The sequence below is a fragment of the Helicobacter bilis ATCC 51630 genome, from assembly GCF_000686565.1.
In the GTDB taxonomy this organism is placed as follows: domain Bacteria; phylum Campylobacterota; class Campylobacteria; order Campylobacterales; family Helicobacteraceae; genus Helicobacter_A; species Helicobacter_A bilis.
The window spans coordinates 14,284-37,535 of the sequence record NZ_JMKW01000004.1 but is presented as its reverse complement, the minus strand read 5'-3'; the positions used below and the strand labels follow the sequence as shown (position 1 = coordinate 37,535).

Genomic DNA, 23,252 nt, shown 5'->3' with positions numbered 1-23,252 from the left:
AATCTTTCATTATAATTTAAATCCATTTAATATAAGGAATTTACAATGCAACACATAATTCTAAAGGCTTTTTATACACTTTTGTTTTTACAAAGCCCAAGCGCATGGGAATATCAAAACTTAAACGAATACCAACAAGAATACCACAGCTTAAAAGAATGTAAAAGCGATAATGATAAACAGATGGGCTGTATTGAACGAAAATTTTATGAAAATGGTGTGCTTGAGGAAGAATTGCCGTTTAAAAACAATGAAGTAAATGGCATTTTTAAAGCATATTATAAAAATGGGAAGTTGGCAGACATGATACCCTATCGCAATGGCGAATTGCATGGTGAAGCAATATTTTATCATGAAAATGGGAATATCGAATGCAAGGCTACTTATCATCATGATATGCTTGATGGTGTAGCGACATGCTATTATGAAAATGGTAATATTGCCAGTGAAACAAGATATAAAGATAATAATAAAGAAGGTATTGAAACTCTCTATTATGAAAATGGAGAGATACAAGAAACAACTATATATAAGAATGATAAGGCAGAAGGTGTGAGAAGAAGTTACTATAAAAATGGAATCTTACAAGAGAGTGCAACATTTTCTAATGATAAACTACATGGGCTTACAATAACCTATGATGAAAACGCAAAGATGATAATAGAACAAACTTTTAAAGACGGAAAACTAAATGGCGTTACAAAATCTTATGATGAGAATGAAAAACTTAACATTGAGATTCTGTATGAAAATAATGAGATAATACAAGCAGTATGTGGTAATGGCAAACTAGTCTCAAGCAAAGATTTTTATAAGATAAAACAGGCAGATTATAGTATGTGTTTAGAATAGCTAACGCGAGTCGTTTGCTTGTAAATATTGCAATTTTTATAAGACATAATAACTACACAGAAACTAAAAAACAAAACCCCAATGCTTTCTTATGTTTCTTTTGTGTATTAACACATTCCTTTTTGCTTTGGATATAATTACAAGTCTTAAATACCCAAAAAGTATTCAACAGGCAATCAAGGAAATAAAGGAAAAATATGTATGAATCTATTGATTTTTCAGCATTAGCAAAGCACTCAAAGCCCGGACCAAGATATACAAGCTATCCTACTGCAAATGAGTTTCACAAAGACTTTAATGCAACCACTCTTTTAGAATCTTTTAGTCGAGCAGATTCTAAGTATAAAGACAAGGATTTATCGCTATATACGCATTTGCCATTTTGTAAAAGCGCGTGTTATTTTTGTGGTTGCAATGTGATATATACGAGCAAAGAGGATAAAAAAGAGCGTTATATAAAATACTTAGAAAAAGAGCTAGCTTTGCTTAAAGATTCTATGGATACAAAGAGAAAGGTGGCACAATTTCATTTTGGTGGTGGCACGCCGACATTTTTTGATGCAAAGCAGTTACAAACTATTACGCAAATGATAAGACATACTTTCCCAAATTTTAGTGAATCTTGTGAAATAAGCTGTGAGATAGACCCTCGCCATTTTAGTGAAGACCAAATGCGTGTGCTAAAGGATTGTGGCTTTAATCGCATAAGCTTTGGCGTGCAAGACTTTGATGACAAAGTGCAGCAGCATATTAATAGAATCCAACCCTTTAGCCTTGTAGAAAGTAGCGTGGCGTTGGCTAGAAAATATGGTATAGATTCTATTAATTTTGACCTTATTTATGGTTTGCCCTATCAAAGTGAAAAAAGCTTTGCAAATACTTTAGAATCTGTTATAAAACTTAGCCCAGAAAGACTTGCAATATTTAACTACGCACATGTCCCATGGGTGAAAAAAACTATGCGTAAAATCGATGAGACAACTCTGCCAAGCCCAGAAGAGAAGCTAAAGATATTGCAAAACACCATTGAATTTTTACATGCTAATGACTATGAAATGATAGGTATGGATCACTTTGCAAAAAAGAGTGATAGCCTATCTATCGCAAAAAATAAGGGGGAATTGCGTAGGAATTTTCAAGGTTACACAACAAAGGGCTTTTCACAGACTATTGGGATTGGGCTGACTTCTATTGGCGAAGGGGTGGATTACTATACGCAAAATCATAAGGATATGATGAGTTATGAAAATAGCCTTGATAACAACACTTTGCCTGTAGCACAAGGCATTCTCTTAAGCCCTGAAGATATATTGCGTAAAGAAGTGATTATGAGCTTGATGAATAATGCAAAGCTTGATTTTAAAGCGATTAATGAGAATTTTGGTATTGATTGCATCACGCATTTTTCAAGTGAATTTGAATCTTTAAAGCCTATGTGTGAGCTTGGGTTGCTTACAATAGATTCTAATAGCATTCAAATAAGCCCAACGGGAAAAATGCTGATTAGAAATATCGCAATGGTTTTTGATACTTATCTTGTGAAAAATATCACAAAGCAGTTTAGTAAGACTATATAATCTCTCTTTAAGATAGAATCTCATAACACAGAGTAAAACAATTAGCCTTTTGCGTATGACTATGGAATCTAAAGTCTGTGTTATGTAGAGAGCAAAGATATTCAAAGCACTTTTCAAAAGATTCTAATGCAGATTGATTGCACCCATCTTGTGCGATTGAGTGCAATATTTTTCCGCGATATAGCTTTGCATAATGACTTATGGTTTTTCCATTTTTTTGAAACTCAAAAAAGAAATGGGGTAACTTTGGCTTAAAAAGTTTCGTATAGATTCCAGCACGCAAATCAATCACATAATCTTTTGTTTGCATTGCTTTTTCTAAAGGTAGGATAAATGGGGTATAAATGTCTTTTAATGTGAGAGACTTTGTCTTTGTGCCTTGCTTTAGTTTATAATAGGGGATCAAATCACTAGCCCTTATCACACCAAATAGATTGCTAAAAATAAGCACATTTTCTAAGATAAAATCTTTTTCATTCTGTGTTAATGTGCTAAAAGATAATCCTTGAAATGCTACGCCACTATAAAGCTCTATCGCCTTTAATAGTTTTTTAGAATGCAAGGCAGCATATAAATCAAAAATATTTTTATCATTAAATCCTTTTGCACCATACATAGATTCTAGCAAAGCCTTATCTCTATGTTCTAAAATCTTACATAAGTTTTCATAGTAGCATTGCATAATATTTGTTCTATGAGTATTTAATATCTCATTTTCCCATAAAGATTCTAAAAAAGCGGGTGGCATTATCTCTGGCATAGATACTTCTTTGAGAAAATCATCATTGTTTAGAATCTTATCTTTTTCTAGAATCTTATCTTCACTGGGACTAAATAAAATGATAAAGTTCATGTCTTTCCTTAGTGTTGTATGAAAGCTAACATTACATAAAAGCTAAATATTGTGCGAGAGTTATGGAATAAAACGGGGCGATAGCAGATCTGCTATCTTATGGTTGTGTGTTGCGTATGCTAGGCTTTTGGATGGGCTTTTCTATGCTCAAGTATCATTGCATAAGCTTGGTCTTTCAAATGCAATTTTTGCTTTTTTAGCACTTCGATTTCTTGATTGCTTAGATGTTCTATACCATTTTCCGCATTCTGTATCTTTTGGTCTAAGTCATTATGCTCATTAAAAATCTTTTCAAAATGTGCGTTGTGCTGTTTGAGATATGTGATCTCTTCTCTGTATTCATGAAACATGACTTCTCCTTAAATCTAAATTCACATATTGTAGAATAAAATAATTAATAAGCTACAACATTAAAGCTACTTTTTAGGGCTTTGTGGAACATAGTGTAGAAGATAAGCCCTCCATATAAGCAATACGCTTAAGCCAAACATTAAAGCTTTAAAAACCCACACACTTTGTTCGTGCATACTCGCAAAATTATCACTCAAAAGATTCTGGGTGTCTAAAATAAAAGGCGTATAATAATACACAAACAAGGCGATAAGCACAATATTAAACACGCCTAAAATAAGCCAAAAATTTGAATACAAAATATCAAGTTTTAGAATCTTCGCAAAGAAACTAAAGCCCTCATATAACGCCATAACAATCGCTAAAAACATCAAATACGCATTCAAACGCACAAATATTTTCCCCATAACAAGCCCACTATCCATTTTTGAAAATGTGGGGATAAACTCATCAATATTAAAAATAATCGGTGCAGCAAACGCCCCACAGGCGATAATACCGCCAACCCCAACACCAAGCAATAATAAATAAAAAGAATCAAATATCCGCATGTATCTTGTCATAGCATATCCTTAGAATAATAATGAGATTAATTATAGCATATTTATTGTGGGCTTACCAACTAAAGAACATCTAATTTCAATATGGACACACTTTGATTCCGTAAAACCCAATAGCAACTATATTAGATTTATTATAAAATGCACACTTGCCCCCACTCTCACTTAAAATTGAAATGACAGAAATGGCACTTGTGAATATCCCTAAAAGTTTGCAAGATATATCCATCATGTTTATAAGTGGGGCATTTTTCTCCCTTATGCCTTATCCTTTCAAGAGACTGCTATATACTAAGTCAAGTGTGATATACACCGCATTTTACTTAGGAAAATTTTCTCTTAGAACGCTAGGCGTAGAGCTTTCGAAATCAAAAAGATTTTAATATGCAATAATCAACAACGAAAAATTTTGTTGTTAAAGACCCTAATTTACAAGATTAAACTTTTCATATCCATGCAAACAGATTTCAGTTCCGCGTGGATTGTATCGTAATCATGTTTTATTGCTTTTAACGCACTACATTTCACATGCCCTATTTGCCTATTCTATGGTAAAAGATTATTAAAATGAAATTGGAATATTTGGCAATTTCTCACCATTTGGATAATCAAGATTTGGTATATCACCACATTCATTTCGTAAGATAAAATCATTTGGTAGCAAGTCTTTTCTTGCGTAGCTCACCTCAAACACATTTGCCATAAAACGATCCTTGACATAAAAATTATGTCCATATGGATTAAAGTGTAAATGTATCGGTTGAAAGGCATGATGAAACCTTTCTAGTATGGCTACATGTCGTTCTGTTTGCAATGAGGCTCTAGGATCACAATCATGGAATTCTAAAATAATTTGTGAAAAATATTTTTCAAGTATGCTAAAATCAAGCTTTTCAAAAATCTCCCATTCCGCCCCTTCAATATCTATTTGCAATATATTATGATCTTTTTCATTGAAGCTATATTGCTGCATAATGTCATCAAAAGTTATTGTTTGATGATCTCTTGTCGCTCCAACAAATTTTTTATGAAAAATCATGTTTTTATGTGTATCTGGGGCTTTTTCTATGCTCGCATCATATTGCAATACCTGATAGCCCATATTTGCCATTTCTAAATCCCAAGGGGAAAAGTCGGAAACGCCTAGAGAGACTGCCTTTGGTTGTGAGTTTGACAATGGGGGGGGGGGGGTAACATCACATATCCACCATCCATTTTGCCACCTATTCGCACAAGATTATCAAGTTTTGCAGGACGCACAGCATTAAGATATTTTTTTGTATTTTCAATGCAAGACTTACGAGAATCTACTGATACCCATAATCCCATTTGAAGCATTGCAAAGAGTAAATCTTTATGTTCTTCATTTTTCACACAAGCTTGTATCGCATGGCTTGTGCTAGTAAGTCTCTGCAAAGCATGCAAACCTTCATTAACGCCATTTAATCTTCTTTTCACACCGCCTAATGGATTTAAACGCAATTTTCTCATAAATTCAACTCCGTATTATAGCACATATTAAGCTCAAATGCTTAGTCTCTAGTGATTCTAAATTCTCATTATCTTGCACCCCTACGCCCTGCACCCGCCCAAATGGTTGAGTTTCTAAAATCCAACTTCAATAGTCCCAAGCACTTCAAATGAAGCATTTGGATCGATTTCAGCGTGGCTTAATACCACGACAGAATCTAGCTTAAATTGCTCTAATTTAATGCTTAAAGGCATGCGTAATTGTGGATCAACCACCAAAATAACAGGCGTGATATTTCTTTGCAGGATTTTTACGCTTTCTTGCTCTACTGCGTCAATTAGCTTTTGCATTTCACTTGTATTCAGTAGTAAGAATTTCGCACCATGCTGGTCTTTTAGCTTATTTAATAAGAAATGCTCAGAATCTTGAGAGAGTGTAACAAGCTTTATGTTACCATCTTCAGATTTAAAGACATTTGTAATAACGCGTGAAAGCTTAGATCTTACTTGCTCCACGATAATTGCCACATCATTTTGCACGCTTGGGGCAATATCTGTGATTGTCTCAAGGATTGTAAGCATATCTTTAATCGGTATGCCCTCATGCAACAAGGCTTGTAGCACGCTGCGGATAACGCTGGAAGGCACTTTCTTTGCCTCTTCTATTGCGGCTGGATACTCTTCTTCAAGTCTATCCATAAGTTTTTTAACTTCATCTTTTGTAATAAACTCTTCAGCGTATTTTTTCACAAGCTCACTCATGTGAGTTGCAATAACCGTTGATGGATCAATAACCGTGTAGCCTTGAATAATCGCGTCTTCTTTTAAATTCGCATCAATCCACATAGCATCAAGCCCAAAGGCTGGCTCTTTTGTGGGGATACCATCAATCTCTTTTGCTACCATGCCTGTATTCATGGCAAGGAATTTATCAGGCATGACTTCACCGCTACCAATTTCAATGCCTTTTAAGAAAAATTGATAAGTTGTAGGTCCAATGCCCGGGTCATCTGTCATGCGGATTTGAGGCATTAAAAAGCCATAGTCTCTTGCTATCTTTTTTCTAATCCCACGCACTCTCTCTAGTAAATCTCCGCCTTGATCTACTGCGGCAAGACGGATTAAATGATAGCCTAAATGTAACTCTAAAAATTCTACTTTTAGCACTTCATTAATTGCTTTTTCTTCTTCTTTTTTGATTTCTTCTTGTGTTTTTGGTGGTCGTTTTGGTGCTGGTTCTTGTATCGGCACTTTTTCCCCGCTTGCTTGTGCTGCTTTTTTTGCGGCTTGTTTTTCTTTTGCTTTTTTATTGCCAAAACCGCCTATTAATTGATTGAATTTCGCAAATACAGAATATTCATTATCCCTATTAATAAGCCATGCAGCAAACCAAAACACAGCACCAACAAATGCAAGTGGTAAGGTAGGAAAGCTTGGAGCAAGTGAGAATATAAATAGGATAAAACCTACAATAATGAGTGTTTTTGATTTGTCTGTTAATTGCTTTACAAGATTGTTTGCAAAGTTTTCTTCTTCACCCTTTGTAGTCCGTGTCGCTACGATACCTGTGGCAGTGGCTACAATTAGGGCTGGGATTTGTCCTACTAGACCATCACCGATAGTAAGAATGGTAAATACTTTTGCCGCTTCTGCCATTGTCATATCATTTTGAAATACACCGATACAAAATCCACCGATAATATTAATGATGGTAATGATAATAGCAGCGATAGCATCGCCCTTTACAAACTTACTCGCACCATCCATTGCACCATAAAAGTCAGCTTCTTGTGCTAGACTTTCACGCCTTTGCTTTGCTTCTTTCTCATCAATTAGCCCTGCGTTCATATCCGCATCAATTGCCATTTGCTTACCGGGCATCGCATCAAGGGCAAAACGCGCTCTAACTTCTGTTACACGCGTTGAACCATTTGTGATAACAAGCAGATTCACTATAATAAGAATCACAAAGATAATAACACCAATCGTATAACTACCACTTGCTACAAACTCGCCAAATGCCTCTACAATGCGACTCACATGTGCTGCACCATTGCTACCCTCGCTAAGAATCATACGCGTTGTAGCTACATTTAGGGCGAGTCGATACGCCGTTACAAATAAAAGCAGAGTTGGAAAAGTAGAAAAATCCATAGGTTTATTAATATAAAGTGCGATTAAGATAATAAGAATAGATAGGGCAATAGAAATGGTTAATAATAAATCAAGCATAGGTGCTGGTAGTGGCACAATGATGACTGCTAGAATCATCACTACAAACACCACAACACCAAGATCCTTTGACTTCCCAATGAGCTTTAGAAACGGAAAAGCTCGTTGTAGAATACCACCATTTTGTTCTTTGTCTGCCATAATAATTTTTACCTTAAATTCCTGTTTCTTGTCATATTGATCCTTTGAAAAAGACGAACTACCTTATAAATCCATAAACGGATATTCCACTTCGCTCAGCATAAACAAGTTATTTTAGAATCTAGTTTCCTTTAAGTTTTTAGAAATAAATTGCATATTTTACCAAAAATATTGAAAAATATGTTAAAATCCAATCTTTAATTTCATTTTACCATTTATGGAGGTCATCATGGCTACTGAATTGGCAAATAAGCAAGAGATTATCTCACAATTTGCTAGAGATTCTAAGGATACAGGCTCAAGTGAAGTGCAGATCGCACTTTTAACGCATAGGATTGCAAATCTCACACAGCATTTAAAAAGCAATCCAAAGGACCACTCAAGTAGATTGGGACTTTTAAAGCTTGTTGGACAAAGAAAAAGTTTGCTGAAGTATTTAAAGAAAAATAAATATGAAAGCTACATTAAAACTATTAAAGCGTTGAATATTAAAGATAAGGTGTAATCGCATATTATCTTAATCACGCCTTATGACTACAAGTTAGATTCTAATGTTTTTTTGAGATCATTGCAGGACATTTGAAAAGCAAATCTTCTTGGGATAACAGAATCTAGCATATCTTGCTACATTAAGCTTTTACTCAATTTTTAAGTTTTGCTGTTTATTTTTATACATTGTGCAACATAATCTAGATACATTTGGTTTCATCAATTATTATGTGCGTGATTTTTAGGATTACCTTTTTGTGTTTTAGATGATAGATTCTAGCTGCATTAGCATGTGGTGTAAAGCAAGTAACTTTATTGCAATAGGTAACGCCATAACTATCTCAAAGCATTGCATTAAATTGTTGTAGTGTAATGTCGTTAATTTTTTATTAACTATTTCCTTTATTTAAGCTATTACTAATAAAATGAATACTAAAATTACACTCGTGTTCATGTGACTCAAAATTTTGGAAGAAGGAGACTTGTATGCAAGAGGACATAAAGCAGTATGACTACTCACTTGCGAAGCTTTTTTTGCTTGTTTGTATAGCAACGGGCTTTCTAGGTATGTTGATAGGTGTGGTTTTGGCATTTCAGTTGGCAGTTCCAGATTTAAACTATATCGCTGGGGAATATTCTATTTTTGGTAGATTGCGACCATTACACACAAATGTGATTATTTATGGTTTTACATTGAGCGGTATTTGGGCTGGCTGGTATTATTTAGGGCAAAGGGTGCTTAAAATCACATATCATGACCATCCGTTTTTAAAACTTGTTGGTATGTTGCACTTTTTCATGTATCTTGTGGTGCTTGTGCTAGCACTTTATACATTGTTTTCTGGGATTACTCAATCAAAAGAGTATGCAGAGCTTCCATGGATTGTGGATCTTTTGGTTGTAGTTACTTGGGTGCTATGGGGTATGAGTATGTTTGGGTCTATGGCAGTTAGAAGAGAGAAGGTTATCTATATCTCTTTGTGGTATTTCATTGCTACTTTTACTGCTATTTCTGTGCTTTATATCTTTAATAACCTTTCTGTTCCTACACAATTAGTTACAGGTTATGGTAGCTTTTGGCATAGTATATCTATGTATGCGGGGACAAATGATGCACTGATTCAGTGGTGGTGGGGGCATAATGCGGTTGCATTTGTTTTCACTTCTGGTATTATTGGTTTGATTTATTATTTCTTACCAAAGGAATCTGGACAGCCTGTATTCTCGTATAAACTCACATTATTTTCATTCTGGAGTTTAATGTTTGTATATATTTGGGCCGGCGGACACCATGTTATTTACTCAACCGTGCCAGATTGGGTGCAAACTCTTGGGTCTGTATTCTCTGTTGTGCTTATTTTACCTTCTTGGGGAACTGCTGTAAATATGCTTTTAACCATGAGAGGGCAATGGCATCAGCTTAAAGAGTCACCATTAATCAAATTCTTGATTCTAGCATCTACTTGGTATATGCTTGCGACACTTGAGGGTCCTATTCAGTCTATTAAATCAGTTAATGCTTTAGCACACTTTACTGATTGGATTGTAGGGCATGTGCATGATGCGGCACTTGGCTGGGTTGCTTTCACTATTATTGCTAGTGTGTATCACATGTTGCCTCGTCTTTATGGTAGAGAAATCTATTCTAAAAAGATTATTGAAGCACAATTTTGGATTATGACAATAGGTATTGTATTCTACTTCTCGAGCATGTGGATTGCAGGTATAGTGCAAGGTATGATGTGGAGAGATATTACACCTTTAGGTCAGCTTAAATATTCTTTCATTGATACTGTTGCGGTGTTAAAACCATACTTTATCATGAGGGGTATTGGTGGATTGCTATATCTTGTTGGCTTTGTAATGTTTATCTATAATGTTGTAATGACTATGGTGGCTGCTAGAACTCTTAATAAAGAGCCTGAGTATGCTTCACCTATGGCATCTTAAGGAGGCTTTATGTTTGCTTGGTTAGAGAAAAATCCTTTCTTTTTCACAATTGCATTTGTTGTTGTGTTTTCTGTGGCTGGGTTGGTGCAGATTATCCCTGACTTTAGAAAGTCTTCGCAACCTATAGAGGGTTTGCGTCCGCTAACAGTGCTTGAGACTGCTGGGAGACAAGTATATATTAAAGAAGGTTGTTATAACTGCCATTCACAGCTTATCCGTGAGTTTAAAAGCGAAGTAATGCGCTATGGTATGTATAGCCTTAGTGGTGAGTATGCTTATGATAGACCATTCTTATGGGGTTCTAAGAGAACTGGACCTGACTTACATAGAATTGGCGATAGAAGCAGTAGCGACTGGCATGCTAATCACATGTATGATCCAAACTCTGTTGTGCCTAAGTCTATTATGCCAGCTTATAAACATTTGTATGATAAGGAAATAGATTTTGAAACTGCGTATGCAGAAGCATTAACTCAAAAGAAAGTCTTTAATGTGCCTTATGATGTTGAAGGCTTAAAGACTAGCGTTAAGCTTGGGACTATAGAAGAGGCAAAAGAGCAATTTAAGACTGATGCAGCACAGATTGTAGAAGAGATGAAGCATAGTCAAACCGCTCAAATGTTTGATGATGGCAATGGTAAGATTACTGAGATTGTCGCACTCATTGCCTATCTTAATAGTTTGGGTTCAAGTAGAATTGTTAAATAGATTGGAATCTAAAAGGAGATTTGTATGAGTCTTGTAATATATGGTTTTGATTTATTGAGTTTAAAGGGGGCTTATTTGCTCTCTACTATTTTTCTAGCAGTTTGGCTATATGCTTACATTTATCATCTTTATCGCTCTCAAGCGACTGGAAAAATAGATTATGAAAAGTATGGCAAACTTGCACTTCAAGATTCTTTAGACGATGCGTTAATAGAATCTTGTGATGACAAAAACGACAAGACAGCAGAAAGGAGATAATAATGGGTTGGTTAAGCGATCATGTCAATTTACTTGGCTTTATTGGTGCTGTGGTGATTCTTTTGCTAACCATTGCAATAGCGTGGTTTTACATTCAAAAGATGAAGACAGAGAGTGTAGGTGGAGAGCTTACGGAGCATTCATGGGATGGTATTAAAGAGTTTAATAATAATATCCCAACAGGTTGGCTTTTATCCCTTTTGGGACTTATGATATGGGCTGTTTGGTATATCCTTTTTGGCTATCCTTTGAACGCTTACTCACAAATTGGTGAATACAATCAGGAATCTCATGCCTATAATCAAAAGTTTGAAACCGTGCATGCAAATCTAGATTCAGATAAATTGCGTGAAATGGGTGAGCAAATCTTCCTTGTGCAATGCGCACAATGTCATGGTTTAACAGCTGAAGGCAATGATGGTAAAGCACAGAATCTTACTCATTGGGGCAAGATCGATGGCATTATGGATACTATCCGCAATGGTAGCACAGGGCTTACAAAAGAGAATGGCGAAGAGTTTGGTGGTATGCCTCCGGGTCTTTTAAGTGAAGAAAAAGATATTCAAGCAGTTGCTCACTATGTAATGAGTGAAATCGTTAAAGACACTTCTATGAAATATGATGAAGAGCTAGTAAAAGCTGGAAATAAAATCTATCATAGTGAAGAAAATGGCACATGTTTTCAATGTCATGGTGCTAATGGCGAGGGTGTAGAAGATATGGGTCCATCACTTCAAACCTATGGAAAAACTGAGTTTTTAGCAAATGTTTTGAAGCATGGCAAAAAAGGCGAAATAGGACTTATGCCATCTTTTGAATATCTTAATCTAAGTCAAAAAGAAGTAGAAGCTTTGCAGTCATTCATCGCAGCAAAGCAAAAGATTCAGTAATCTAAGGAGAATGTATGCAAGCGATTATAAATATTCTAAATAGTTTGGTTGGCTTTTTACTTGCCGTGTTGCTTGTAGTGGCTGCAGCAGCGATTGGCGGTTATAATGCTGTAAAGATTCAGCAATCAAGTGCTACGACATTTTATAGCATTGATTCACATAATCTAAAAAAGAATGACACTGCAAATCGTGATGCGTTTAAAATTGTAGAAAGCAAGGAATAGGAAGGAGTTTATGATGAAATTTACAGGACTTGAAAAATTTGTAGCACTTGTGCTTGTTGGATTTGGCTTACTTACTATCGCGCTTACGCTTATGCCTTATGAATTTTTGCATGCAGTATGAAGCAAGAAGTGAGTTGCAGTTTGAATAAAGCATATATTTTAATATATATTATTCATTTAGCCATACTGCAAACATTTATGTTTGCAAATGGTAGTAAGCAATCTAGCATTGCAAATATAGAATCTACTCTGCTAGATAAATCTAGCAAAGATTCTAAAACTAATGAAAAATTAGCACAAGGTGCTAGTGCATATTTGCAAGGGGATATTGATATACTCTCGCAAAATGCACCTACAATCGTGCAAGAACTCTCTAGTATTATATATGAAAAAACAGGCGTAAAAGTCTTTTTACATGTTGTTAAAAATACGCCGCAAAATGATACACAGACAGATATAAATGCAAAATTTCAAAACAGAAGATCCTATGAGACTCACATTACAGAACAAATACAGGGTAATTATGCTATTATATTTCTTTTCTATAATGACCATGCCATAACGCTAAAAAGCAATTTGCCTTTTTTAAACGATACTCATGCAGCAGAGTTACTAGAAGACTATGCCTATCCTTATTTACCCGCTGATTCCGTTGGGACATTGCGATATAATGATGGGGTAAATGAAGGGGTATCAAATCTATATCTTGCATTAACACATAAAATTGCAAAGCATTATAATTTCGAGCTTAACGCACCAAAACCTATGGAAAAACAAAGCGATGCAACGAAAGTTGTCATATACGCCATGCTACTCATTCTCATCGGCTTATTCATTTTAGTGCGATTTGGGCTACTTGCATTTAAGAAAAAAGGATAAAAATGACGGAAAAAAAACGCACATTATGGCCACTTGGGATCTTGCTTGTTATCGCATTGGGCATTGTTCTCATTGTGATAAGCATTAGGATTTCAAGTAAGCAAAGCATTGATACAGATCGCACTTTTAACCTAAAACGCATAGAGCTAGATGAAAAAATTAATGCCATTATGCAACAACAAAATGCCTTTGAAAGTCTTTATAATGTGCGTATCAGCACCATTGGAGATCGCATGAATGCAGTGATTATGAAAAATCCCTATTATGTAACCCCCGTTCCACGAGACACACCAGAAAAAGAGGGTTTATTGCAAAGTAAAGATAATGTAATCACAATATATGTTGAAAAGAAAAAAGATAGCAATAATATACAAGATATGCCTATAGAATCTGTCGGATTAGAGTTTGTAAGACTTGACCAAGGTGAAAAGGAAGTGAGTGTGCTTACCATTCCTATGGAAAAGAGTGAGGAAAATATATATTCCACTAAAACTTTTTCACTACCTATGCAAGGGTATTATCAAGCTAGATTTAAGATTAATGTTAAAAATGCGACACAAGATAAAGAAATCCCGGTTTATTTTTATCATTGGGTATTTAATAAGCAAGATTCACATCTATAATATTAAGCGATATTCATGCAGCAATCTACAAATACAAAACATAAGAAAACAGACACGCTAAAAAATTCCTATGAGTTTGATATAGTGTTTAAAAATGGTTTGCGTTTTAATAGGGATTTCATGGCAATTTATGCTATGCCTTTGCGTGATTTTATATTTCATTTACGCAAAAAAAAACAATACAATCGTTTTATAGAATCTAAAATGCTTTTGGGATTTAGCATTAATAAAAAAGTAGCAAAAGCATACAAAAGAAATCTCATTAGACGCAGGATTAAGGCAGTTATGCAGGAATGTGGCACAAAATACAGGGGATATGCCTTTGTTTTTATATGTAGAAAAGGTATTAGTGACTATGATTTTATCGCGTTAAAAAAACATATTCTATATAGCACGAAAAAGCTTACTCAACCAAGAAATATAACTGAAAATAAATAGTAATTTAGCTTATACCCCATAATAATTTATATAACGCAAAACTTAGCAAACTACAAAGTTGTATAGGAAAGATCGGGTAAGAGAATTTTTAAGGATTACCAATAAAGCTAACCGCTGAAATCATTGCATTTAACTATAATTATCTTACAAAATTTTCATATAATTTAAAAAAATCATTATAAACTTATGAGTTAATATCAGAATCTAATCCCTTGCACTTCACACACAATACAATACATTATTTAGTTTTAGATAGAATATCACAGATAAAAAATGATTCAATAAAAAAGGTAAAACTATGCAACAAGATGAAGTCATAAAAGACATAACGCTAGGTTTCACACATACAAATAGCATCAAACATAAAGTCCAGCTACTATCACCAGCAGGTAATCTCACAAAGTTAAAAATCGCATTGCAATATGGAGCAGATGCGGTATATGGCGGTGTAAGTCATTTTTCACTGCGTAATCGCGCAAGTAAAGATTTCACTTATGACGACTTTAGAGAGGGCATAGTCTATGCGCACAATCTTGGCAAAAAAGTCTATGTTACTATTAATGGCTTCCCTTTTAACTCACAGATAGAATCTTTAAAAACTCATATCGCAAAAATGCGTGATTTAGAGCCAGACGCTTTCATCGTAGCAGCACCCGGTGTTGTAAAACTTGCAAAAAGCATTGCCCCAAATATCCCCATACACCTTTCCACACAGGCAAATGTGCTGAATGTGCTTGATGCAGGGGTGTTTTATGATATGGGCGTGAAGCGGATTGTCGCAGCAAGGGAGATAAGCCTTAGTGATTGCGAAGAGATAAAAAAGGTGCTGCCAGACTTAGAGATTGAAATTTTCGTGCATGGGAGCATGTGCTTTGCATTTTCTGGGCGTTGTTTGATTTCTGCCTTGCAGCATGGCAGAGTGCCTAATCGTGGGAGTTGTGCGAATGACTGCCGCTTTGATTATGAATACTTTGTGCGTGATGAGACAAGTGGGGAGCTTATCCGCTTTAATCCAAATGAATTTTATGCAAAGAATCCAGACAATAATGTGTTTTTGCGTTTGCAAGAAGAAGAGGGTGTTGGCACGCATATATTTAATGCAAAAGATTTGAATCTAGCAAGTCATCTGCACCATATTATGCAATCAGGCGTGATTGACGCCCTAAAGATTGAGGGTCGCACAAAAAGCACATATTATGCGGGTATCACAGCGCGCACATATCGCCTTGCCCTGCAGGATTATGAGAGGCAAGTTTCTCGTCTGACTCTCTATCAATACGAGCTGCATACGCTAAAAAATCGAGGCTTTACTGATGGATATATCATTCATCGCCCATTTGTGCGGCTTGATACACAGAATCATTTTAGTGCGATAAGTGAGGGCAGCTATCAGGTGTGTGCAGAGGTTGATTCTAGTGGGCTTTACTGCCTTTGTAAGCATACGATAAGAAAAGGCGATTTATTAGAGATTATTGCCCCATTGCATTACTATCCAAATACGCAGTTTGGGATACACTCTCATGCAGTGGCAAAACAAAATAACGCAGAATCTATGGAGTTAGATGAATTATCACATATACAAGATTCCAAAAGCCCAAATAGTATAGAATCTAGTTTAGATATACAAGCCCCCATAAACTCTACGCCATTAGATTCTATCTCAAAAGATTCTAATCTGGCAGAAAATCTTAGCACACAAGATTCTATCTCATTAGATTCTAATGAGATAGAAAAGCTTACTGCACAAAGTAATGAAAATGGCATTATTTGTTGCATTGATGGTAGATATTATTTGCGATTACATAGAATCTTACTGCAAAATGGAAAAGAAGTGGATTCTATACATAGTGGCAATACAAACCCCATTGCATTGCCTTTTAAATTACCGCCTTTTAGTTTTTTGCGTGTAAGGTTATAAGGTTTAGATTCTAATAATTGTCATGCTTGACAAAAACCAACGCCTAAGAGCCTAGACATCATACCTTGTGGGTGAAATCTTCTATCATCTAAAAGCTAAGCTTAAGCCAACCTTTTGGTGTAAAAACATTAAAACGCAATACCAGCTTCTAATCCAGCCTGCCAGCCATTTGATTTTGGCATACTTACATTATTTGCCGTATTACTTGCATTGAGATTATAATACTTACCAAAACCTTTGAAATAAAGACTTACATGCTCACTCACTTTAGCCTACGTCCCAAGACTAAACATAATGACATGACTTTTCTCATTAATATCAGCATAAGCTTTACCAAAAGAATACGCTCCATTAAACACATAGCCATATCCAGCACTATATATAAGCTTCATTTTTTCACTTAAAGCGATTTTTCCATCAAACCCCGCTCCAATTATCATAAAATCCCTACCGACACCGCCATTAGTCTTTGCCATATCATAGCCTAAAAGAAAGTTGATAAACAAAGGCGAATTTACTCCCGCTACATTCACACCAAGTTTAGCAATCCCATCGATTTGAAATAATCTATTATCCTTGCTAAGTGTGCTAAGACTATTCCCACTCACGCTATTGCTACCATAGCCAATCTTTGCATCAAGACCAAATTGCACTCGATTAAAAAATATATCAGCCCCACCCAAAGACAAGAAGCCCAAAGCGTTATTTATGTTTGCCCCATTTCCCTCTATCTTTTCATAGTATCCACCAGCACCTATATAGAAATCTGTGCAGTAGTTTTCCGATGCACATATTGCATTTGCACTCACTCCCAAAGCCCCAACTAATACGAAGCTTAAACCCAATTTTTTATATGTATTTACTGAAATCACCTGTTTCATGATTTCCTCCTTTATGTAAAATTTATTTCGTTTATATTTGATTGACTAATTGTCAAAAAATATAAACTTGTTCGTATTGTAAATGAAAAAAATTTAACTCAAACTTAAAACCAAAAAAAAAAAAACAAAAATAATACAAAATTCTTAAATTATCGTTACTTTAAGTAAAAAACTACATAAAATGTAATGATTACTTTACATTTTATTAAGAATATTGAAATTTTCTATATTAATATATAGTGGTAGATTTTGTAATTTTTAGAATTTTTCCATATCTAGTAATTCCATTATTTCATAAATATTATCAATCTTTCCGCCCATAATGGTGCAAAAGCCCTTCAGTCCATAGTCTTTAGCAAAGATAATCGGTCTGCCATCATTAATATGTTACAAACTAAGTAATACAAAATTACAAACTTTTAAGATTTGGATACAAATTAGAATTACACACAATGCAGAATCGTGAAAAACTCAATACAAACTTAATAAAATATAAGTATAGTGTTACTAATATTTTCAATATTGATATGTTGTAAGAATTGAGATAAAGGGCATTTGTAAGATTAATTAAGCCTACAAAAGCCCCATAAAACTGCACATAATCTACAATATATGGTGAAAAATAACAGACAGAACCACTCTTAAAGTCTTGATCCTTTAGAAGCAATAGATTATAACAAGCTTTACACCTTAATATATTTGTAGGTGAATATGTGTGAAACAAATAACAATACATAATTAAGAATAATGATGAAAGTTTAATCATTTTATAAACTTTGGAAGCAAATAAACAATATTTATATTAAGTTATTAGAGTGTCGCAAAGTATGCAAAAGATTTACACGCAAGATAAGGCGTGGGCTAATCGCACAACAATTAATTGAAAAAACAAATTAAACACTCGCTTGTCTCCACTTTATGCTAAAGGCATATTAAATGTTGAATGTGAGTTTTCTGTCTAAAATCTCTTAATTCGCACATTGAAAACATAAAATCCCTAAGTTTTCTTCTACACTCTAAAAAAACACAACACATAAAATCTAAAATTACAAAATGCGATGATATGAGATTGTACTACAAACGATTATGGATTTTCCTAGCCAGACTCTAAAAATTCATATTACATTTTATTTTCAAAATTTCTTTAGAAGCTAATGAAATTAAAATTCAACTTCAAATAAAAATGAAATAGAATTGCAATTCAAATAAAATTAAGATACAAGCAAGTTTAAACTAAGATATTTCTCTCGCCTTTGCTGTTTGGTGGAGAGAGAAAGCCCTCTTTTTCTAGTGCTTCTACAAGTGATGCGGATTTATTATAACCAATACCAAGCTTTCTTTGTAGATAGCTAATAGAGGTTTTATTATCCTGCATCATAACTTCTTTTGCCTTATCAAGCAAACTGCCATCACCGCTAAATTTATCACCAGAAACTGCCCCGGGTTTTGTCTCACTAAGGAAGCTTTCATCATATTGTGGCTCTCTTTGTGCCTTGATAAAATCTACGATATGCTCTACTTCTTGTTCACTCACCCATGGGGCATGGATACGCATTAGCCCATTTGTCGTTGTGAAAAGCCCATCGCCATTGCCTAGCAAGTCTTCAGCACCCATTTCATCTAATATCACTTTAGAATCAATGCGGCTGCCGACACGATAGCTAATGCGTGAGGGTAGATTTGCCTTAATGTGTCCGGTGATAACATTTACGCTGCTTCTTTGCGTAGCAATGATTAGGTGCATACCAGCAGCCCTTCCCATCTGTGCGATTCTTGCGATAAAGGCTTCTGCTTCCTTGCCACCTGTAATCATCAAGTCTGCTAACTCATCGATTATGATTACAAAATTTGGCATTTTGATACTTACTTTTTCATTATATGAAGCGATATTTTTGACTTTAATCTGTGAGAATAGCTCATAGCGTTTATCCATCTCAATCGTTGCGACTTGCAGGGCTTTTATAGCTTTATTTGGGGCATTTATGATAGGTGTGATTAAATGTGGCAAATCTTCATAAGGAGCAAACTCTACTTGTTTTGGGTCAATCATCATAAGCTTTAGATTATCTGGGTCATTGCGATATAAAAGTGAAAGGATAATCGCATTTACCCCGACTGACTTACCGCTACCTGTGGTCCCTGCTACAAGTAAATGGGGCAGTTTTGCTAGATTTGCTACAATTGGCGTGCCGCTAATATCCTTGCCTAAAGCAATAGTAAGTGGGTCTTTAGAATCTAAAAAGGCTTGTGAATGCAAAATCTCTCGCAGATAAATCGTCTCTACCTTGCTATTTGGGATTTGGATACCGATGACATCTTTGCCGGGTATCGGGGCTTGGATTCTAATGCTTTTTGCTTTTAGAATCCTTGCTAAATCATTTTTGTGGCTTAGGATTTTTGAGACTTTTACATGGGTTTCTGGGCGAAACTCAAAGGTTGTTACAACCGGTCCTGTAAGCGTGGCGATAATATCACCGCGAATTTTGTGTGCGTTAAAGATTTGCAACATTTTATCAATCTTAGAATCTAGCTCAATATCTTGTATGCTATCTTGGGCGATTGGCTCTTGGAGTAGCTTTAGCGGTGGAAGTATGAATGGCGGTAGATTTGTGCTTTGTGCTAGATGTGCTATATTTGTGTCGTGGTTTGCAATAAGCATATTGCTCTCTTGCCTTGCCTCTTCTTTTTTCTGTGCGATTTGCCTTATAATCATATCTTCTCTGTTTTCATTATCGTTTGATTCTGTGATTTGTGTTGTTTTAGATTCTATATGTGGTGATGAATCTTTGATTGTAAAAGAATGCGCTGTGTCTTTTGTTTGTGTAGATATATTGTTCTGTATTATGTCTTTATGTGTGATTGTGCGACTTGTTTGCTTGTCATCATAGAGTTTTATTTTTATTGGTTGTGTGGTGGGGTTTGTATGTGTAGATTCTATATTATTTGATTGTGCTAGATTGTGTTGTGTTGTGTTGTTTTCTATTTCGTTAGATTGTGTGTTATTTGGTTGTGCAGGATTAGATTCTGTGTTATGAAATTGTTGGTTATTAGATTCTATTGTGCTAGATTCTACATTTGGCTTTATTGTGCTTGTTTGTGTATGTGTCGTGCTATCAAAGATATAATTCATAGGTTGTGCTTGAGAGTGCGTTGGCATACCTGTGAAGTAATTTGTCGGGTTTGTGTGTGTTGGAAAATGTGAATGTGTCATTTGTGGTGTGTATGTATTGATTGTAATGTTTTGTTGTGTTGGTGTTATTTCCTGTGCGATTTTGCTGCCTGTGTGATTTTGCTCTAAATCCTGCATAGTGCTTTGTTGTAAATAATCTTTATTTTTTAGCTCTTTTGTGAGATTAGAATCTGTAATGCTAGATTCTATATTTTCTACATGTTCTGTATTCTCTTGTGTAATCTCTTTTATCTCAAAATCCTGTGTATGCTGTGTTTGGATATTAGATTCTATTTGAGTAGTTTCTATTAATATGGAATCTTGTGGGATAGATTCTGCCTGTTTAGATTCTACGCTAGAGTTTGTCTTAAGCAAATCTATGGAATCTGTATAGCTAGATTCTATTTGATTAAGGTTTGATACATTGGATTCTGTTGGTATAGAATCTATGTGAATAGTGTCTAATTTGTTGGAGTTTAGCATATTAGATTCTGTTGATATAAAATCAGTCTGTTTAGAATCTATTTGGCTAGATTGCGAGATGCTTTGTGTGTGTGCTTCAAGCGACTCTAATGGCTCAATAAAAATTTCTTTTATCTCTTCTCTTATATCATCTTGTAAAGTATGATTAGATTCTGTAGAATCTAGTGAATGTGTGGATTCTTGCGGGATAGATTCTATAATTATAGAATCCTGTGAGTTATTTATATTAGAATCTTTGCTTATAGAATCTTGTATAATTAAATCTTGTGTATTAAAATCCCCCCGAAATTCCTCTCTAAAATCATTTCTAGAATCTTCATTGGAATCTAGCAAAGGCGGGATTATTATCGTGGTAGTTTCTGTATAGTCTATATTGTTTTGGGTAGATTCTAAAGGTGTTATAAAAGGGCTATCTTGTAGATTATTTGTTTCTGGTATATCTTGTTGTAAAACTAGCTCACTTGGTTGTGAATCTAATGTGTTTTGTTGTAGAGTCTGTGTGTTTAAATCATATTGCTGTGAAGTGTAATCTATATGTTGCGACTCTAAAGTCTGTGCTACATTGAGATTAGATTCTGTAATTTGTGTTTGATTAAAATTTGTAGTCTCTTGTGTAGTTTGGTTAAAGTCTGTGCTATTAGGCTGACTTAGCGTTATTGTGCTTTCATTAATACTAGGATTTGTAGTTTTGTATTCTTTCTGTGTAAAGCTCATATCAAGTGTTTTGTAGTTTGCTTGTGCTGGCATTTGCTCTATTTTTGGTGTGTTAATCGCTTGGATTTTTATCGTTTTTTTTTGCTCGGTGTGCTGTTGATTTGGATTTATTTCTAACTTTGGCGTGTTTAAATGAGTATTGGTGCTATCTTTTATTTCTGACTCTTTTATGCGTATAGTAGGGGATTCTTGCGTGATGGTTTTTGGCTGTATTTGGGCTGTGCTATCTTCCTTAAAAGTTTCTAAGATTTTTGGTGTAGTAGGTGTTGCATTATCTTGTGTTGTAATACCCTCTTTTACGCTAAAAGTCTCTGTTTTTGGCTGCTCTCTTCCTTGTGCTTTTGGTTTGATTAGATTTGTAGTCTTTACTTCTCGTGGTGGCATATCTGTGGTTTGCCAGTCATCTATTGTAGGTAGTATTTTTGGCTGCTGTGTCTTTGCAAAGCTTTCAAGCGGATTTGCTTCACCCATTTCTTGTTTTAGTCTAAAAGTCATTGGAGAGTCTGTATGAAATGTCTGTTGGTCCTTTTGCTTTGGATAGAGATTTGCTTTTTGGAATCGCCTTAGAAGTTCTTCATCATTATTTTTCATTTGTGTGCGTGGTGTGTGTGTGATAGGTGAGATATTGCTATCATCGTATTGCTGATATGAGAGTGTTTGTGTCGTATTTATGTTATTGCTAGGTTTTACTTGAATACTAAATTCTTTAGAATCTTGTGGTGCTTCTTGTTTGTTTGTTGTTTGTGTGTTGCTAGATTGCATATCTTTGTTGTGTACTAGATTCTCATTTCTTGCTAGATTTTGCATGTTTGTATCTGTGTAACCATTGTTGGTATTTGTGCGTGGATATTCATCAAGGGCAGTCTCAAGTAATGGCTCACGATCTATATATTTACTTTTTGTCGTCGTGGCCTTCTCACTTAACTCTTGATTGACTATCTTTCTCTTTTCCCTTTGTATAGAATCTAATTTAAAATCAGTATATTTTGATTTGAGTTGCTGAAACGCTCTTTTTGCAAAATTACTTGTGGCAGAATAAGCCATTTGCAAACTTCCGCCAAGATAGCCTAAAATAAAAGTCGCTGTGCGTTCAGCAATAAGTAGTAATGCAGTGCTAATACAAATAAATGTAAGTATCGCAACCCCAAATAGACCAATATAAGGTGTAAGCACCTCTTGCAAATAGTTGCCAAACTGACCGCTGTGAAATACAAGCGATTGCAAGAGTAATAGCCCGATAAAAAGCAGTAAATATGCAAAGCTTAACTGAATCTTGCGAAAAGAATAGCTTGTATCATCATGGAATCTATAAATAGGCAATAAAAGCAAAGGCAAATAAATGTAAGCAAGATAACCAAACATACCGCGATTAAAGTTTGCAAAACTATTGCCAAAGCCACCTATTTTAAAGAAACTATTTGACACTGCAGCTCCACTCAAAGCCGCATCAGGCGGGGTATAACCAAAGATAGTTGCCAACCATAAATACAACACACAACAGCTAATGAAAACGAATATATAGATTTTTTTTATGATAAATCCTTGTTGCAAAATGTAATTTTTCTGTTAAAATTATAGCAATTTTTTGTCTT

The 23,252-nt window shown here is 35.0% G+C and carries 21 protein-coding genes; 12 read left to right on the top strand and 9 right to left on the bottom strand.

The window, feature by feature from the left end; all coding sequences use genetic code 11:
- The first annotated feature begins 45 nt into the window (after nt 1-45).
- Together T368_RS0100825 and hemN are read left to right on the top strand one after the other, a co-directional pair.
- A complete protein-coding gene (locus T368_RS0100825) occupies nt 46-852 on the top strand; it encodes a toxin-antitoxin system YwqK family antitoxin (RefSeq protein WP_004088149.1) in 807 nt (268 codons plus the stop codon).
- Between the two features lie 197 nt (nt 853-1,049).
- Nucleotides 1,050-2,429, top strand: coding sequence for an oxygen-independent coproporphyrinogen III oxidase (gene hemN / locus T368_RS0100820; protein ID WP_004088147.1), 1,380 nt, complete (start codon nt 1,050-1,052; stop codon nt 2,427-2,429).
- Nucleotides 2,430-2,436: 7 nt separating this feature from the next.
- On the opposite strand, the gene yaaA is transcribed toward hemN, so the two are convergent.
- The 6 genes from yaaA to flhA form a co-directional block, all read right to left on the bottom strand.
- Nucleotides 2,437-3,282, bottom strand: a complete 846-nt coding sequence (gene yaaA, locus T368_RS14350; RefSeq protein ID WP_004088144.1) for a peroxide stress protein YaaA — start codon at nt 3,280-3,282, stop codon at nt 2,437-2,439.
- A 119-nt stretch (nt 3,283-3,401) separates the two neighbouring features.
- Nucleotides 3,402-3,632, bottom strand: coding sequence for an HP1242/YdcH family protein (locus T368_RS0100810; protein ID WP_004088143.1), 231 nt, complete (start codon nt 3,630-3,632; stop codon nt 3,402-3,404).
- Between the two features lie 66 nt (nt 3,633-3,698).
- On the bottom strand, nt 3,699-4,196 hold the full coding sequence (locus T368_RS0100805) for a DUF4149 domain-containing protein (RefSeq protein ID WP_004088141.1): 498 nt from the start codon (nt 4,194-4,196) through the stop codon (nt 3,699-3,701).
- 559 nt (nt 4,197-4,755) lie between these two features.
- Entirely contained in the window at nt 4,756-5,304 is a 549-nt protein-coding gene (locus tag T368_RS0100795) for an FkbM family methyltransferase (RefSeq protein ID WP_004088138.1), read from the bottom strand.
- A gap of 32 nt (nt 5,305-5,336) precedes the next feature.
- Nucleotides 5,337-5,684 (bottom strand): hypothetical protein, encoded by a 348-nt coding sequence (locus tag T368_RS0100790; RefSeq protein ID WP_004088136.1) that lies wholly within the window; start codon nt 5,682-5,684, stop codon nt 5,337-5,339.
- Nucleotides 5,685-5,798: 114 nt separating this feature from the next.
- The gene (gene flhA, locus T368_RS0100785) at nt 5,799-8,036 is read right to left on the bottom strand and encodes a flagellar biosynthesis protein FlhA (protein ID WP_004088135.1); all 2,238 of its coding nucleotides are present in this window, start codon (nt 8,034-8,036) and stop codon (nt 5,799-5,801) included.
- 229 nt (nt 8,037-8,265) lie between these two features.
- Here flhA and rpsO point away from each other — a divergent pair, with 229 nt between their 5' ends.
- From rpsO to T368_RS0100730, 10 genes are all read left to right on the top strand, one after another.
- Complete coding sequence (gene rpsO / locus T368_RS0100780; protein WP_004088133.1) at nt 8,266-8,541, top strand: 30S ribosomal protein S15; 276 nt, start codon at nt 8,266-8,268, stop codon at nt 8,539-8,541.
- A gap of 470 nt (nt 8,542-9,011) precedes the next feature.
- On the top strand, nt 9,012-10,475 hold the full coding sequence (gene ccoN, locus T368_RS0100775) for a cytochrome-c oxidase, cbb3-type subunit I (protein WP_004088128.1): 1,464 nt from the start codon (nt 9,012-9,014) through the stop codon (nt 10,473-10,475).
- A 9-nt stretch (nt 10,476-10,484) separates the two neighbouring features.
- Nucleotides 10,485-11,183 carry a cytochrome-c oxidase, cbb3-type subunit II gene (gene ccoO, locus T368_RS0100770; RefSeq protein ID WP_004088127.1) on the top strand — a complete coding sequence of 233 codons (699 nt, stop codon included), beginning with the start codon at nt 10,485-10,487 and terminating at the stop codon, nt 11,181-11,183.
- 24 nt (nt 11,184-11,207) lie between these two features.
- Nucleotides 11,208-11,441 (top strand): cytochrome c oxidase, cbb3-type, CcoQ subunit, encoded by a 234-nt coding sequence (locus tag T368_RS0100765; RefSeq protein WP_004088126.1) that lies wholly within the window; start codon nt 11,208-11,210, stop codon nt 11,439-11,441.
- Nucleotides 11,442-11,443: 2 nt separating this feature from the next.
- Nucleotides 11,444-12,331 carry a c-type cytochrome gene (locus T368_RS0100760; protein WP_004088125.1) on the top strand — a complete coding sequence of 296 codons (888 nt, stop codon included), beginning with the start codon at nt 11,444-11,446 and terminating at the stop codon, nt 12,329-12,331.
- A 14-nt stretch (nt 12,332-12,345) separates the two neighbouring features.
- On the top strand, nt 12,346-12,555 hold the full coding sequence (locus T368_RS0100755; RefSeq protein ID WP_004088124.1) for a DUF4006 family protein: 210 nt from the start codon (nt 12,346-12,348) through the stop codon (nt 12,553-12,555).
- Between the two features lie 117 nt (nt 12,556-12,672).
- On the top strand, nt 12,673-13,434 hold the full coding sequence (locus tag T368_RS0100745; protein WP_004088121.1) for a hypothetical protein: 762 nt from the start codon (nt 12,673-12,675) through the stop codon (nt 13,432-13,434).
- A gap of 2 nt (nt 13,435-13,436) precedes the next feature.
- Nucleotides 13,437-14,057, top strand: coding sequence for a hypothetical protein (locus tag T368_RS0100740; protein WP_004088120.1), 621 nt, complete (start codon nt 13,437-13,439; stop codon nt 14,055-14,057).
- Nucleotides 14,058-14,072: 15 nt separating this feature from the next.
- Entirely contained in the window at nt 14,073-14,495 is a 423-nt protein-coding gene (gene rnpA / locus T368_RS0100735; protein WP_004088119.1) for a ribonuclease P protein component, read from the top strand.
- A 298-nt stretch (nt 14,496-14,793) separates the two neighbouring features.
- Complete coding sequence (locus T368_RS0100730; protein WP_004088118.1) at nt 14,794-16,413, top strand: peptidase U32 family protein; 1,620 nt, start codon at nt 14,794-14,796, stop codon at nt 16,411-16,413.
- A 128-nt stretch (nt 16,414-16,541) separates the two neighbouring features.
- On the opposite strand, the gene T368_RS15170 is transcribed toward T368_RS0100730, so the two are convergent.
- The 3 genes from T368_RS15170 to T368_RS17360 all read right to left on the bottom strand — a co-directional run bounded on the left by T368_RS15170 (nt 16,542) and on the right by T368_RS17360 (nt 23,211).
- A complete protein-coding gene (locus T368_RS15170; protein ID WP_004088117.1) occupies nt 16,542-16,679 on the bottom strand; it encodes a hypothetical protein in 138 nt (45 codons plus the stop codon).
- 6 nt (nt 16,680-16,685) lie between these two features.
- Nucleotides 16,686-17,294, bottom strand: coding sequence for a hypothetical protein (locus T368_RS0100720; RefSeq protein WP_004088116.1), 609 nt, complete (start codon nt 17,292-17,294; stop codon nt 16,686-16,688).
- Nucleotides 17,295-18,522: 1,228 nt separating this feature from the next.
- On the bottom strand, nt 18,523-23,211 hold the full coding sequence (locus T368_RS17360) for a DNA translocase FtsK 4TM domain-containing protein (RefSeq protein ID WP_080628877.1): 4,689 nt from the start codon (nt 23,209-23,211) through the stop codon (nt 18,523-18,525).
- Nucleotides 23,212-23,252: the final 41 nt, after the last annotated feature.